Annotated in this window: 15 protein-coding genes; 1 reads left to right on the forward strand and 14 read right to left on the reverse strand. The window is 66.6% G+C overall.

The window, feature by feature from the left end; all coding sequences use genetic code 11:
- Positions 1-3: 3 nt before the first annotated feature.
- Positions 4-1,044 (reverse strand): NAD(P)-dependent alcohol dehydrogenase, encoded by a 1,041-nt coding sequence (locus ASG64_RS12655; protein WP_042574997.1) that lies wholly within the window; start codon positions 1,042-1,044, stop codon positions 4-6.
- A gap of 81 nt (positions 1,045-1,125) precedes the next feature.
- On the reverse strand, positions 1,126-1,386 hold the full coding sequence (locus ASG64_RS12660; RefSeq protein ID WP_042574998.1) for a membrane protein: 261 nt from the start codon (positions 1,384-1,386) through the stop codon (positions 1,126-1,128).
- A gap of 184 nt (positions 1,387-1,570) precedes the next feature.
- On the opposite strand from ASG64_RS12660, the gene ASG64_RS12665 reads away from it, so the two are divergent.
- Positions 1,571-2,356, forward strand: a complete 786-nt coding sequence (locus ASG64_RS12665; protein ID WP_056073934.1) for a class I SAM-dependent methyltransferase — start codon at positions 1,571-1,573, stop codon at positions 2,354-2,356.
- Between the two features lie 2 nt (positions 2,357-2,358).
- Here the strand turns inward: ASG64_RS12665 and ASG64_RS12670 are convergent, their stop codons facing one another.
- The 12 genes from ASG64_RS12670 to ASG64_RS12725 all read right to left on the reverse strand — a co-directional run bounded on the left by ASG64_RS12670 (position 2,359) and on the right by ASG64_RS12725 (position 13,976).
- A complete protein-coding gene (locus tag ASG64_RS12670) occupies positions 2,359-2,949 on the reverse strand; it encodes a hypothetical protein (protein WP_056073935.1) in 591 nt (196 codons plus the stop codon).
- A 26-nt stretch (positions 2,950-2,975) separates the two neighbouring features.
- Positions 2,976-3,926, reverse strand: a complete 951-nt coding sequence (locus ASG64_RS12675) for an MlaD family protein (protein WP_056073936.1) — start codon at positions 3,924-3,926, stop codon at positions 2,976-2,978.
- Positions 3,923-4,948, reverse strand: coding sequence for an MlaD family protein (locus ASG64_RS12680; RefSeq protein ID WP_042574942.1), 1,026 nt, complete (start codon positions 4,946-4,948; stop codon positions 3,923-3,925). Before ASG64_RS12680 ends, ASG64_RS12675 begins: the two co-directional genes overlap by 4 nt.
- Entirely contained in the window at positions 4,945-6,009 is a 1,065-nt protein-coding gene (locus ASG64_RS12685) for an MCE family protein (RefSeq protein ID WP_042574943.1), read from the reverse strand. Before ASG64_RS12685 ends, ASG64_RS12680 begins: the two co-directional genes overlap by 4 nt.
- Position 6,010: 1 nt before the next feature.
- Complete coding sequence (locus tag ASG64_RS12690; RefSeq protein WP_042575001.1) at positions 6,011-6,991, reverse strand: MlaD family protein; 981 nt, start codon at positions 6,989-6,991, stop codon at positions 6,011-6,013.
- Positions 6,988-8,016, reverse strand: a complete 1,029-nt coding sequence (locus ASG64_RS12695) for an MlaD family protein (RefSeq protein WP_235579583.1) — start codon at positions 8,014-8,016, stop codon at positions 6,988-6,990. The genes ASG64_RS12690 and ASG64_RS12695 overlap by 4 nt, the downstream gene beginning before the upstream one ends.
- Entirely contained in the window at positions 8,013-9,059 is a 1,047-nt protein-coding gene (locus tag ASG64_RS12700; protein WP_056073938.1) for an MlaD family protein, read from the reverse strand. Before ASG64_RS12700 ends, ASG64_RS12695 begins: the two co-directional genes overlap by 4 nt.
- Positions 9,060-9,068: 9 nt before the next feature.
- The gene (locus ASG64_RS12705; RefSeq protein WP_042574946.1) at positions 9,069-9,938 is read right to left on the reverse strand and encodes an MlaE family ABC transporter permease; all 870 of its coding nucleotides are present in this window, start codon (positions 9,936-9,938) and stop codon (positions 9,069-9,071) included.
- 4 nt (positions 9,939-9,942) lie between these two features.
- Positions 9,943-10,746, reverse strand: coding sequence for an MlaE family ABC transporter permease (locus ASG64_RS12710; RefSeq protein WP_042574947.1), 804 nt, complete (start codon positions 10,744-10,746; stop codon positions 9,943-9,945).
- A gap of 174 nt (positions 10,747-10,920) precedes the next feature.
- Positions 10,921-11,805 carry a 3-hydroxybutyryl-CoA dehydrogenase gene (locus ASG64_RS12715; protein ID WP_082518418.1) on the reverse strand — a complete coding sequence of 295 codons (885 nt, stop codon included), beginning with the start codon at positions 11,803-11,805 and terminating at the stop codon, positions 10,921-10,923.
- A 168-nt stretch (positions 11,806-11,973) separates the two neighbouring features.
- Positions 11,974-13,263 (reverse strand): isocitrate lyase, encoded by a 1,290-nt coding sequence (aceA, locus tag ASG64_RS12720; protein WP_042574949.1) that lies wholly within the window; start codon positions 13,261-13,263, stop codon positions 11,974-11,976.
- A 350-nt stretch (positions 13,264-13,613) separates the two neighbouring features.
- Entirely contained in the window at positions 13,614-13,976 is a 363-nt protein-coding gene (locus ASG64_RS12725; protein WP_056073939.1) for an SPW repeat domain-containing protein, read from the reverse strand.
- Between the last annotated feature and the right edge of the window lie 59 nt (positions 13,977-14,035).

Consider the following 14,035-nt stretch of genomic DNA (forward strand, 5'->3'; position numbering starts at 1 on the left):
CGATCAGAACGTCGAGGCGTCGATCACGAAGCGGTAGCGCACGTCCGACTTGACGACGCGGTCGTAGGCCTCGTTGATCTTGTCGGCCGCGATGACCTCGATCTCGGCACCGATGTGGTTCTCGGCGCAGAAGTCGAGCATCTCCTGGGTCTCGGCGATGCCGCCGACCATCGATCCGGCGAACGAACGACGGTTGGCCAGCAGGTTGAAGGCCGGGACCTCGAGGGGCTTCTCGGGAACACCCAGCTCGACGAGCGTGCCGTTGCGGGCGAGCAGGCCGAGGTAGTCGCCCATCGGCAGGTTCGCGGACACGGTGTTGAGGATGAGGTCGAACTTTCCACGCAGGTCCTTCAGCGCGGTGGTGTCCTTGGTGGCGTAGTACTCGTCGGCGCCGAGGCGCTTGCCGTCTTCTTCCTTGCTCAGCGTCTGGCTGAGCACGGTGACGTGCGCGCCCATCGCGTGAGCGATCTTGACGCCGACGTGGCCCAGTCCGCCCATGCCGATGATGGCGACCTTCTTGTCGGGACCGGCGCCCCAGTGCTTGAGCGGCGAGTACAGCGTGATGCCGGCGCACAGCAGCGGCGCCGCGACGTCGAGCTCGACGCCCTCGGGGATGCCCAGGACGAAGTTCTCGGTCACGACGATCTGCGTGGAGTATCCACCGTTGGTGAACTCGCCCTCGTAGGTCTTCGAGTTGTACGTCTGGACGACGCCCTTGGTGCAGTACTGCTCGTCGCCGTCCTTGCAGGCCTCACAGGTGCCGCAGGAGTCGACGAAGCAGCCGACGCCGACGCGGTCGCCCACCTTGCGGGTCGTGACGTCGGTGCCGACCTCGGCGACGATGCCGGCGATCTCGTGTCCGGGGACGACGGGGTACGTGGTGCCACCCCACTCGTTACGGGCGGTGTGGATGTCGGAGTGGCAGATGCCGGCGAACTTGACGTCGATCAGGATGTCGTTCGGTCCGAGTTCACGGCGCTCGATCGTGGTCTTCTCGAGCGGTGCATCGGGGGCGGTTGCGGCATAAGCGGTTGCGGAAGACATGTACACATGTCTACCCGTGCATCGTTGACTCGTAAACCACTGTCCGATTCGGACCGCTCCCGATGCAGGCGCTACCGACCGTCAGCGCGCGAGGACCGCGCGGTATCCGAGGAAACCCAGGTACCCCGCCAGAGCGACGAGTCCGACCTTGCGGGTCGCCGGCACAGCGATGGCCGTACCGATGGCGAGTTCGGACGCCCCGTTGCGGTAGGTCCACGTCCGGGTGTCCTTCGGGAAGATCGGCTCGGTGATCGCCCTGAAGGCGTCGGGAGCCACGAAGTGCGCGGCTCCTGTTGCTGCCAAAGCGATTCCGGCGATCGTGGGTACCTGTGCTGAAGCCATCTCGTCCTCGTCCTCCCCGTGCGTGAGCCGACCCGGTCGGATCGCTGTGGTCACACTAGCGTCGGCCGGACGGAGCGGTGTTCGTGGACCGGCGCCGGGCCGGTCGAGTCGGATCCGGCACTGCCGCGCGGGTTCGGGCAGTCTGCGCATCGTGGGTCCCCTCTCACGCGACTAGCGTGGAGTGATGGTCGACACCACCGCCGTAGTGCGCACCCGAACCCTCCTCCGGGAAGGTGTCGACGCGTCCACACCCCTGCCCGGAGTCCTGGACGTGCGGGGCGTCCGCACGACACCGGACACGCCGACGTCGGCAGCGGGACGACTGATGAACTTCTCACCACTGGCGACGATCTACGAGCGCGCGTGGCGGCCACTGTTCCGGGTCTGGATGGGCGGACCCGCAGGGCCGACCGTCGAGAAGGAACTGGACTACGCGGTGAAGGACCTGGCGCTGACGTCCGGCGAGGTGTCGGTCGTGCTCGACCTGGCGTGCGGACCCGGCAACTTCACCCGGTCGATCGCCGACGTCCTGCGGCGCTCGGGCGTCGACGACGCCTTGGTGATCGGCGCAGACGCATCCGATCCCATGATCGCGCGAGCATCCGCCGACACCAGGGACACCGACCACATCGCGTACCTGCTCGGTGACGCGCGGTCGCTGCCGTTCGACGACGGCTCGATCGACGCCGTGTGCTGCTACGCGGCGCTGTATCTGGTTCCGGAACCGTTCCGGGTGCTCGACGAGATGATCCGGGTGCTGCGGCCGGGCGGACGGCTCGCGCTCATGGCGACAGTCCGGCGGGGGCCGAGTCCCGTGAGTGCACTCGGAGCGGTGGCCGCGGGCACCGTGGGACTCGAGATATTCGACCGCGATGCGTTCACCACCGTGCTGGAACGGCACGGCTTCGTGGATGTCGTCCACCGCGTGCACGGCGCGGCGCAGTTCGTCGCGGGCCGACGGCCCGCCTGACCCTACTGACCGCCCAGATCTGCTCCGTAGTCCGCGACCAGCCACTGATCGCCGGTGTGCTCGACCGTCACGGTGAGCAGGGTGGGCACCGATCCGGGTTCGGGTTGCTGCAGGTTCTGGGTCTGCTGGGTCGCGAACACCGACACCGTGTACGAGTCACCGTCCTGTGCGGTCACCGTCGCGGCGTCGACCGTTCCCGACGCCACGACCTGAGACTCCGTCATGATCTGCGTCAACACGTCGCGAACCCCGGCGAACCGTTCCTTCAGAGCATCGGTCGTACCGTCTTCGACCCCGGCGAAGAAACTGTCGATGTCGGTGTGGTCGTAGGTCAGCGACCGCTCCGTGTACGCACGCGCCGTGTTCTCGGCGGTGGTCCGGTCGAGGGCCGCGGCACGCTCCGCAGCGAGGGTCGAGGACACCGAGTGCCACTGCACACCCAGGGCGACGGCGGCCACGGTCGCCAGGACGGCGACGACGATCGCGACGAGGCGCGTTCTCGACGACGAGGACGACGGGGCAGGTGCGGACGCCGGCTCGGGTGTCGGCGACGCGTCGCTCTCGGTGGGTGTCTGATCGACTTCGGTTGTCATGGTGACCCTTTCACTCTTCTCTGCAGTCAGTTTCCGGCGACCGTCACGGCAACACGCGCAGGCCCACCGCGGGGGAACACCTGCTCGAGCATCGTCACCAGCGCGCCGGCGTCGACCCGCACGGGACGTATCGGGGCTGTGACCGGACGCAGCACGGTGGCGATGAACCCCAGATCGGGAGACAGTTGGCTCAGGTACTCGTCGATCTTGGGGACCAACCGCGCGAGTTCGCCGTCCCACACGGTCTCTCCGACGTAGGAGTAGCTCTGGTACGAACCGATGAGGTGCTCGAGACCTGCTCCCGATGCCTCCAGTTCGGGCACGGCGTCCGCGAGCCGCGGTCCGAGTGCGTCCGCGTAGGCGTTCTCGCCGAGCACCTGCAGGTTGCGGTAGAGCCGCCGGATCTCGTCCTTCTTGTCGCCGAGGGTGAGAGACAGCAGTCTCAGGACCTCGACGACGTTGTCGATGTCGGACTCGCGCCCGCGGGTGGCGGTATCGACGGTGTCGACGATGCCGGCTATCGCGTCGGTGTCGATCTCCCGGGTGAGCGCTTCGGCGACGGCCAGGGTGTCGCTGACGCTGGGGGCGACCGACACGTCGGCGGGATCGACGACATCGCCGTCGGCCAGGTAAGGGCCGGAGTCCGTGTGCGGCCGGAAGTCGAGGAACTGCTCGCCGGCGGCGGACAGGTTCGAGACGCGGACTTCCGTGTCGACGGGAATACGCTGTGCAGCATCGACTCTGACGACGGCGCGCAGGTGATCACCCAGGACGTCGATACGTTCTACACGTCCGACGGCGAAGCCTCGGAGCGTCACCTGCGAGGTGTCGATGAGACCGCCGGACGTGATCAGCGGCACCGTGATCTCCGAGTAGTCGCGCCTCGGGTCGATGTCGAGGACGTTCAGCGACAGGTACCCGACGCCCACCACGGCGACCGCCACCAGTGCCGTGGCCGACAGGATGGACGACTTCATCGTACGAATCCGATCGATCGAAGAACCGTGATCATCTGGTCTGCCCGATCGACAGGGTCCGCGTCACCCGACACGGAGGTGATGCGGACGTTCGGGGACGACGTGAAGAACGGAACGAGTTTGTCCCGCAACAGTGCATCCATCCGGGACGCCAGCATCGGGGCGGTCAGGTCGGCGGTCGCGAGCGTGCGGATCATGGGTTGCAAGGTGGCGATGACATCGTGCAGATCACCGGCCACCGGGTTGATCACGTCTCCGATGTTGCGCGACATGTAGCCCAGGTCGATCAGCGCGTCGACCACCACCAGCAGCGCATCCGCCAGACCGCCGACCCGTTCGGGTCCACTCGTCAGAATGGTGTCGAGGGTGTCCGTCTTCGCCGCGAAGGATCCGGTGACGGCCTCGGCGCCGCCGAGAATGCGGTCCAGCTCGGCCGAGTGTGTCGCCAGATCGCTCAGCGCCTCGCGCGCCTTGCCGTTGATGAGGTCGACGGTGGCCGGGTCCGGCGGGATCGCCCTGTTGAATCGCTCGATCGAGCGTTCGAAGTCGACGATATGTCCGCCGGCGACGACCTCGGACAGTCCTCGCAACACGTCCTCGACGTTGTCTGCCGGCGACGTCCGTTCCAGTGGAACGACATCGCCGTCCCGCAGAACCGCGCCCGACGTATCCGACCCGTCGGCGGGCCGCTCGAGCGCGACGTAGATCTCTCCGAGGATGGTGCCCTGCCGGAGTTCCGCGCGCGTCGTCGCGGGCAACTCGACGGTCCGGTCGATGTTCACCGCTGCCACGGCCGTCGACCCGGTGAGCGTCACCGACTCGAGCAACCCGACGTCGACTCCGTCCAACACGACCTTCGCGCGCGCGGGCAGGTTCAACACACTCGAGAACTCGATGTCCACCCGATAGGTGGGACCGGGCACGTAGCTGCCGGGCACCGGAAGGTCCGCGATGGACGCGCCGCACCCGGAGATCGTCACGGTCGCTGCCACCGCGGTCACCACCGCGACGATGCGCTTCATCGGGTGGCCGCCGCTCCGAGGACGAGGGGAACGAGATCCATGTTCACCGTGGACCCACTGCCCGTCGCGACCTCGAACTGCGGCGGCGCGAACGTCAGTCGTGCGGCACCGGTGCCCGGGTCCTGCAGGGATGCGAGCTGCTCGGTCTGCTTGGGGACCCGCGACAGGATGCTCGCGATGTCGCCGACCCTGCTGACGATGATCGCCACGATCGGCACCACGACATCGAGCACGCGGTACAGAGTGGGGGCGAACTTCGGCAGGGTCTTCTCCAGAATGGGGAGGAACTCCACGGTCAGGTCGATGGCCTGGGCGAAGCGCTCGGAGAAGTCGCCGGCGGCGCCGAGTCCCTGCTTCAGGTTCTCGATGAGCAGCGTGATGTCCGGCCAACGATCGACCAGCGTCGTGGTCAACGTGTCGACGCTGTCCACCATGCGCCGCACCTGGGTGTCCTTGTTCGCGGGGTTGCCCACCAGGGACGACACCTGCGACAGCGCCGTTCCGAGTTGGTCGCCGCTGCCGTCCAGCGCCGTGTCGAGCGATCGCAGCGTGTCGCCCAGGATCTCCTCGTCGGGAGGACGGGGATTGTCGGGGTCGGTCGTGGACGTGGTGCCCAGCAGCTCGGCACCGAGCTTGTTCACGGCCTCGAGGGTGTCGCTGATACCGATCGGAGTCCGTGTGCGTTCCAGCGGAATGCACGCACCGCGATCGAGTTGTGCGCCGTCCCGGTAGGGAGTGGTCAGTTCGAGCCGACGATCGGTGACGATGGAGTCCGACATCGTCACGGCGCCCACGTCGGCGGGCAGCGCGAGCGACTCGTCCACCGACATGGTGACTCGGACATGATCGCCGCGCGGCTCGATGCTGGTCACTTCTCCGACGGGGATTCCGAGGAGCGTGACGTCGTTGCCCTCGTACAGACCGACCGAGTCGGTCATGTCGGCGCACACGTCCGACTGCGGCGTTCCCACCAGTTGCGCGGCCGACGACGCAGCCGTTCCCGCGCCCACCAGAACGACTGCTACGACGGCGGCGACCACCACTTTGCTGCGCATCGCCATGTCAGCACACCTTTCCGGGTATCGGGACGCACAGGGTGGTGCCGGTGACGACACCGGCGCTCCGGTCGATGACGGGTCCGGCACCGGTGTCGAGCAGGCCTGCCATGGAGTCGGAGAACTCGCGGCCTGCGGAGATCGCCTCGTCGATGGATCCGGTGCGTGCCTTCAGCGTCGCCACGAGGTTCTCGATCTCGTCGATGGTCGGACCGATACCTTCGTCGAGCGCGACGATCGGTCGGTGCAGCAGATCGAACAGCCGGTAGAGCTTGTCGGCGGCCGCGGCCACGTCGGCCCGCTTGGCGCCGAGCTTGGAGGTGATGATGCCGATCTGCTTCAGCAGGCCCAGGAGGATCTCGCGATCCGTCGCGAGTTCTCCGATGTACTCGTCGGCCACGTCCAGGCTGCGGTCCAGGTCGTCCTGCCGGTCGGCGATGGCTCCGGTCATGGAGGTCAAGGACGTGGTGATGTTCCGGATGGAATCGGGCTGCGCCTGCACGGAGCGGTCGATCTCGGCGATCGTCTGCCGAAGAGACTTTCCGTCCAGGTCACGCAGGATGGGCGTCGCGGCCTCGACCGTGTCCGACAGCGTGAACGGCACCTTGGTGTGCTCGATCGGGACACGGTTGTCGGGCAGTTCTCCGGTGCCGCCGGGCACCAGAGCGAAGTAGTGGCCACCGATCGGCGTCAGCAACCGCACCCCGAGGGATGTCGCGTCACCGAGCGCGATGTCCTCCCGGACCTCGAAGGTCATGTCGACGTGATCGCCGGCGAGTTGCATCCCCGTCACCGATCCCACCGAGATCCCCGCGATCCGGACGTCGTCGCCGGCGTGCGCTCCGCCGGTCGTCTCGAATGCTGCTGTGTACGTCCGGTTTCCGAGCGGAAGAACGTAGACGACGACCGCAGCGACCACGGCGACGACCAGCGCGAGCGCCCCCACGATTCCCCAGACGGTCTGGCTTCCGGCACGCACGGAACTCATCGACACACCACCAGTCGCTGGGTGCCGAGAACGACGGACCCGATACCGGGAATGTCGGCGTCTCCGGCGGAACAGGACGAGACCTGGCCCTCGGGAGCGTTCTGCACCGTCGTGTCCACGCCGCGCAGCAGGCTCGGCACCATCGCGAGCAGATCCACCAATTGCTGGGCGCCGGGGACGACGCGGTGGAATGCCGCATCGAGCGGGTCGTATTCGGAGTCGTACGTGTCGCGCAATTGCTCGCCGATCGAGATGAAGGGACCCTGGCCGTTGTTGATGTCGTCCACGGCGTCGAGCAAGGTGTCGGCCCGATCACCGAACGTGGACACGACGCGGTCCAGTTCCGCGAAGAGTCGGCCGAGCTGTTCCGACCGCTCGGCCACGACGCCGGAGATCGCTCCCAGGTTGCGGATGAGCATCACGATGAGGTCTTCGCGCTGCTGCGCGTAGCTGGTCAATCCGTCGAGATCCCGCAGGACCGGACCGAGACCGGAGCCGTCGCCCTGCACGAGGTCGAGGACGTTCTGGGCGAAGCGGTTCACCTGCTCGGTGTCGACGGTCTCGAAGATCGGCTGGAACCCGTCGAACAGTGTGGTGATGTCGAACGACGGCACCGTCATGTCGTCGGCCATCGACGCCCCGGACTCGAGGTCCGACCCGGAGTCGTCCGTGCGGATCAGCTCGAGGTACCGCTGACCCAGCAGATTCTGGTATCGCACAGCAGCTTTGGTCGTCGTCCGCACCGGTCGATCCGCGTCGACGTCGAACGTCACCCTGGCGCGTGTCCCGTCGAGCTCGATTCCGGTGACGGTCCCCACCAGCACGCCCGACAGGCGCACGTCGTCGCCCTCGTACAGGCCGGACACGTCGTCGAACCGAGCGTCGAACGTCGAACGGTCCCCGCTGACTCCGCTGCGGAGTGCGCCGCCGATCAGCACGAGACACAGGATCGCCACGACGGCGAACGCGCCGAGCTTGAGCAGCGTTCCCACCGGTGTGCCCACGGTCGATGCCCCGCGGCTCACAGTCCACCTCCGACGCTGTTCGCGAACGCCTCGACGGGCCCCGCCAGGGTCGGCATGTTCGTGACGATCACCTGCAGTTGGAGCTGTGTCCGGCCGTCGACTGTCGGGAAGGCGTCCTCCACCCCCGCGATCGCGTCGGGCACTCGCTGGTAGGAGGGTGCGAGCGTGCCTGCCGAGAGAGCGACGGGCAGGAGGATGTCGAGCACCGTGTCGAGAAGGGGCTTCAGATAGGGGTTGTTGTCCCGCAACAGATCTCCCAGGGGGATGGACAGACCGGTGCCGAGACCCTGCATCGCTTTCACGGCTCGGTCCCTGTTCTCCGGTGTCTCGAAGTACTCACTGCTGGTCACCACTTTGTCGACGACATCGGTCACGGGGCCGATGGACGCTCCCAGGCCGTCGGCGAGTACGGCGCCTCGCTGCAGTTTCCAGCCGAGGGGTGCGCGCTGCGTCTCGGCCATCATCTGTGCGGTGTCGAAGAAGGGCTTCAAGCTGTCCCCGAACTCGCTGGACACCCGCGACATCAGGTCCAGGACACGGTTGGTGTTGTCCGCGTCCAGAACGTCGGTGAGGCTCGCGAGTCGACGGAACACGCCTGTGACCGTTGCTGTTTCGGTGTCGTCGCCGAGTGAGAGAACGGTGTCCTCTCGCAAGGGTGCGCCTGCACCTTCCGAGTACAGCTCGATGACGGTGGCCCCGAACACCGTCGCGGACGAGAAGCGCGCGGTGACGTCGTCGGTCAGGACCGAGGCCACGACGGGTTCGATGTGCGCATGCACCCGCTGGGAGCCGAACCCGAGCGGCTCGATGTCGTCGACGCGGCCGACGGGAAGTCCGCGGTACTTGATGTCCGATCCGACGGCGAGCCCGTCACCGACCGCGGTGCTGTCGATGGTGAGGTCGAACCTCGACTCGAAATCGCCTGTCGCGTACTTCGTCAGGACGACTCCGAGGACGACGAGAACGACGGCGACGACGAGCCCGCGGACGCGCAGTGCGCTCGGGCCCGCGGACCGGCGGGAGAGGTCGTCGAAAACTGCCATGCCGCGCCCCTACCCCGAGATCCTGATGCCGACGTCGACGCCCCAGATGACCACGGTGAGGATCATGTCGAGGACGACGATGACGATGAGTGACGCGCGGATCGCCCGGCCGGACGCACGGCCGACGCCCTCGGGCCCGCCGGTGGCGTAATAGCCCTGGTAGCCGTGGATCATGATGACGGCGCCGACGAAGATGGTGGCCTTGAGCAGCGAGTACAGCAGATCGGACGGTTGCAGGAACGCCGAGAAGTAGTGGTCGTACGTTCCCGACGACTGGTCACCGAACGCCGCGACGATGATCGCGCAGGAGATGTAGCTCAGGATCAGCGTCAGCAGGTACAGCGGAATGATCGTCAGGACGCCGGCGATGACGCGCGTGGTGACGACGAAGGGAATCGACCGGATCCCGACGACCTCGAGTGCGTCGATCTCCTCGGAGATGCGCATCGCGCCGATCTCGGCGGTCATGCGGCATCCGGCCTGGCTGGCGAATCCGATGGCGGCGATCATCGGGGCGAGCTCGCGGGTGCTGGCGTACGCGGAGATGAATCCCGTCAGCGGACCCATACCCACGAGGTTCAGTGCGTTGTAACCCTCGATACCGATGGACGAACCCACCGCGACTCCGAGGATGACCAGCACCGAGACGGTGCCGCCGCCCACGACGAGATTGCCGCTGCCCCAGGTGATGTCGGTGAGAACGATCATCGTCTGGCGGCGGTAGGAGCGCAGTGTGTGCGGGATCGCGACGAGCACCTGCCACACGAAGGTGAGCTGGTGGCCCAGGTGCTCGACCATGCCCATCGGCACGCGGGCGATGCGCTTGCCACCGCGGATGAACGGGGCGGTGCCGGGCGGGGAGTAGCGCGAGACGGTCATCCGGTCACCCCAGCCGCTGTGGAAGGAACATCGACACCAGCTGTGTGGCGAGCACGTTGACGATGAACGCCGACAGCACACCGACGACGACGGACGCGTTGACGGCGTTCGCCACTCCGCGCGGTCCGGACGTGGCTTCGAATCCGCGCTGGCAGGCGACCAGGACGACGATGATGCCGAAGATCTCGGCCTTGGCCAGCGCCACGACGAGGTCGGTGGTGGAGGCGAACGACGCGAACGAGGACAGGTAGCTGCCCGGTGTCCCGCCCTGGAACCCGACGTTGACCACGTATCCGGAGACCAGACCCATGAAGATGACGAGCGAGCAGAGAAGCGGTGCGACGAGGAGCATCGCGGCGAGTCTGGGGGCCGCCAACCGGCGGACCGGGTCGATACCCATGACGCGCATCGCGTCGATCTCCTCGCGCACCGTGCGTGCGCCGAGATCGGCCGCGATGGCGGAACCTGCTGCGCCACCGAGCAACAGCGCGGTCACGATGGGTGCGCCCTGTCGGATGACGCCGAGCCCGCCTGCGGCCCCGGCGATGGACGTAGCGCCGATCTGTGACGTCAGGCTGCCGACCTGGACGGAGACGATGACACCGAACGGAACGGACACCAGGATCGCGGGAAGAACCGTCACCGTGACCATGAACCATGCCTGGTCGAGGAATTCGCGCCAGACGAAACGCAGTCCGATCAGATCACGGACGAGGAAGCCGAAGGTGGCGACGGTCAGATCGGCGAAGCGGCCGAGTGTCCGCGTTCCCGTCGTGAACCGGGAGATGAAGGGCGTGCCGAGTGCGATGTCACGTCCCCTGTCCGTCTCGTGTCAACAGCGGCGCAGATGAGCGCCGCGGTGAAAACTAACGCGTCGGAACGGGATTTCGGTCGGTTTCTCGGCAGTTCAGTGACCCCTGACAACGACGGCCCGGATCGCGTGGAGTTGTTCCACCGATCCGGGCCGTCGTGCGAACAGGCGCTACTTGGCGATTCGACCGTTCACGTACTCGTAGAAGCCGGCGCCCGTCTTCTTGCCCAGCAGCCCCGCTTCGATCATGCGCAGCAGCAACGGCGGCGGAGCGAACAGCGGCTCCTTGTACTCGGCGTACATCGAGTCGGCGATGGACGCCACCGTGTCGAGCCCGATGAGGTCGGACAGTGCCAGCGGACCCATCGGGTGCGCGAGTCCCAGCACGGTCGCCTTGTCGATGTCCTCGGTGGTGGCGAAACCCGACTCGACCATGCGGATCGCCGACAGCAGGTACGGCACGAGCAGCGCGTTGACGACGAAGCCGGACCTGTCCGCGGCGCGGACCACCTGCTTGCCCAGCACGTCCGCGGCGAATCGTTCCGCGCGTTGCACGACGGCGTCCGACGTCTTGAGCGAGGAGATGAGCTCGACCAGCGGAAGTACCGGCACCGGGTTGAAGAAGTGCATGCCGATGACGCGTTCGGGCCGCGTCGTCGCGACGCCGAGCCTCATGATCGGGATGGACGACGTGTTGGACGCGAGCACAGCCTCGGGGTCGGTGACCACCTTGTCCAGTTCGACGAACAGTGCCGTCTTGATCGCCTCGTCCTCGAGTACGGCCTCGACGACGATCTCGCGGTCGGCGAAGTCGGCGAGGTCTGCCGTGAAGGACAACCGGGCAGCGGCCTGGTCGCGCTCACGCTCGGTGATCTTGCCGCTGCTCACGCCGCGGTCGAGCGACTTCGTGATCCGGGCCTTGCCGGCAGCAGCGAGTTCGCTGGTCTTCTCGTACACCAGCACGTCGACGTGAGCGCGGGCGCACACCTCGGCGATACCGGCGCCCATCTGTCCGGCGCCGACGATCCCGACGCGCTCGATCTTGTCCACGGCCACGAAAACTCCTTCGAAATGGGACTCCCTGCGCGACAACGCGAAAGGGTGAGACGGGGGTAACTCTGCTGGGGCACGGGCGGAGCCCGCTGATACGAGACAGGCGGCCCGCAACGAAAGCTGCGAGCCGCCTGACTAGTGCGTTGATACCTCGGAGAGGCGGTACAGCTCCTAGTGGAACTGGCCCTCTTCGGTCGAGCCCTTCAGGGCTGCGGTCGACGTGTTGGGGTCGACGGTGGTGGCGATGCGGTCGAAGTAGCCGGCGCCGACCTCACGCTGGTGCTTGATCGCGGTGAAGCCGCGCTCTTCGGCTGCCTTGAACTCGCGCTCCTGCAGGTCGACGAACGCGGTCATGCCCTCGCGGGCGTAGCCGTGCGCCAGGTCGAACATGCCGTAGTTGAGCGAGTGGAAGCCGGCGAGGGTGATGAACTGGAACTTGAAGCCCATCGCGCCGAGCTCCTTCTGGAACTTCGCGATGGTCGCGTCGTCCAGGTGCGCCTTCCAGTTGAAGGAGGGCGAGCAGTTGTAGGCGAGCAGCTGGTCGGGGAACTCGCTGCGGACCGACTCGGAGAACTTCTTGGCGACCTCGAGATCCGGCACGCCGGTCTCCATCCAGATGAGGTCGGCGTACGGCGCGTAGGCCTTGGCGCGGGCGATGCAGGGCTCGATGCCGTTCTTGACACCGAAGAAGCCCTCGGCGGTGCGGGTTCCGTCGAGGAACTCACGGTCGCGCTCGTCCACGTCGGAGGTGATCAGCGTGGCGGCCTCGGCGTCGGTGCGGGCGATGATGACCGACGGGACGTCGGCGACATCGGACGCGAGACGCGCGGAGGTCAGGGTGCGGATGTGCTGCTGGGTGGGGATGAGCACCTTGCCACCGAGGTGGCCGCACTTCTTCTCCGACGCGAGCTGGTCTTCCCAGTGCACACCGGCGGCGCCGGCCACGATCATGGCCTTCTGCAGCTCGTAGGCGTTCAGGGCGCCACCGAAGCCGGCCTCGGCGTCGGCGACGACGGGAGCGAGCCAGTTCTTGACCGAGGTGTCGCCCTCGATCTTGGCGATCTCGTCGGCGCGCAGCAGTGCGTTGTTGATGCGGCGCACGACCGACGGAACCGAGTTGGCCGGGTAGAGGCTCTGGTCCGGGTAGGTGTGGCCGGACAGGTTCGCGTCACCGGCGACCTGCCATCCGGAGAGGTAGATCGCCTGGAGGCCGGCGCGGATCTGCTGCACGGCCTGGTTGCCGGTGAGGGCACCGAGCGAGTTGATGTAGTCCTCGTTGTTGACGAGATCCCAGAGGATCTCCGAGCCGCGACGAGCGAGGGTGGCTTCCTCGACGACAGTGCCCTGCAGGTCGGAAACCTGCTGTGCCGTGAAGTTACGAGTGACGCCCTTCCAGCGGGGATTGGTGTCCCAATCCTTCTGGATCTCTTCCGTGGTCTTCGGGGTGCCGGTGGTCGACATCGAAAAGCTCCGTCTCTGTTGCGTCTGCGTCGGCAGCTTGCTCGTGCTTCGCAGGCTTGCCAGGCATATCGGATGTACAAACACACGATGGCACAGAGAAAAAGTGGTGTCTACCTGCTGAGACTGTGAATCTCCGCTAAGCAGTACGCGCGTTCTGCGAATCTTGCGAAGATCGCCGGGGGGTCCGCGGCGTCTCCGTACCCGTCAGTAACCTGATAACCGCAGTTGGGGAACGAAATGCACGCAATGGCGGCCGCCGACGAGAGCGCTTGTCGAATCGCCCTCCGTCGGCATCATCCATGCCGGACTGTGACCACCGTCACCGTACGTTCGTACTGTTTTCTCGCGCATCACACCGTCACGGCGACCCGACGACGCTCGGTCAGCACTCCCAGAACACCCATCGCCGCGATCACGACGCCGCCGACGAGCGCGTAGTAGTCGGCCGCACTGGCGCCGGCGGGGAATGCCAGCACGACGGGTGACGTCGCCAGCACGACGCCCAGCACGACGTGGGCCCAGTGACTCGAGCGCGATGCGCTGCCCATGGCCCACACCGCAGAGAACGCCGACAGCAGTCCCAGCACGAGAATGGCACCGGTGACCTCGCTGCGGTGGGGCACCGGGAGCCAGAGTGTCGACAACACCAGAACGGTTCCTGCCACCAGCACCACCGCGTCGCGGGCTATTTCGTGTCGTACCGAGTCGGCCATGTCGCTTCTCCTCAGATTTATCTCTCACGTGTAGTGCGTATCCGCCCCGTGCAACGCCT

Source organism: Rhodococcus sp. Leaf247, assembly GCF_001426185.1.
Classification (GTDB): Bacteria; Actinomycetota; Actinomycetes; order Mycobacteriales; family Mycobacteriaceae; genus Rhodococcoides.

Coding starts and splice junctions, on each gene's coding strand:
- ASG64_RS12670 (WP_056073935.1), bottom strand. CDS start 2,949: ATGACAACCGAAGTCGATCAGACACCCACCGAGAGCGACGCGTCGCCG.
- ASG64_RS12680 (WP_042574942.1), bottom strand. CDS start 4,948: ATGAAGCGCATCGTCGCGGTGGTGACCGCGGTGGCAGCGACCGTGACG.
- ASG64_RS12655 (WP_042574997.1), bottom strand. CDS start 1,044: ATGTCTTCCGCAACCGCTTATGCCGCAACCGCCCCCGATGCACCGCTC.
- ASG64_RS12690 (WP_042575001.1), bottom strand. CDS start 6,991: ATGAGTTCCGTGCGTGCCGGAAGCCAGACCGTCTGGGGAATCGTGGGG.
- ASG64_RS12665 (WP_056073934.1), top strand. CDS start 1,571: ATGGTCGACACCACCGCCGTAGTGCGCACCCGAACCCTCCTCCGGGAA.
- ASG64_RS12725 (WP_056073939.1), bottom strand. CDS start 13,976: ATGGCCGACTCGGTACGACACGAAATAGCCCGCGACGCGGTGGTGCTG.
- ASG64_RS12700 (WP_056073938.1), bottom strand. CDS start 9,059: ATGGCAGTTTTCGACGACCTCTCCCGCCGGTCCGCGGGCCCGAGCGCA.
- ASG64_RS12685 (WP_042574943.1), bottom strand. CDS start 6,009: ATGGCGATGCGCAGCAAAGTGGTGGTCGCCGCCGTCGTAGCAGTCGTT.
- ASG64_RS12675 (WP_056073936.1), bottom strand. CDS start 3,926: ATGAAGTCGTCCATCCTGTCGGCCACGGCACTGGTGGCGGTCGCCGTG.
- aceA (WP_042574949.1), bottom strand. CDS start 13,263: ATGTCGACCACCGGCACCCCGAAGACCACGGAAGAGATCCAGAAGGAT.
- ASG64_RS12660 (WP_042574998.1), bottom strand. CDS start 1,386: ATGGCTTCAGCACAGGTACCCACGATCGCCGGAATCGCTTTGGCAGCA.
- ASG64_RS12705 (WP_042574946.1), bottom strand. CDS start 9,938: ATGACCGTCTCGCGCTACTCCCCGCCCGGCACCGCCCCGTTCATCCGC.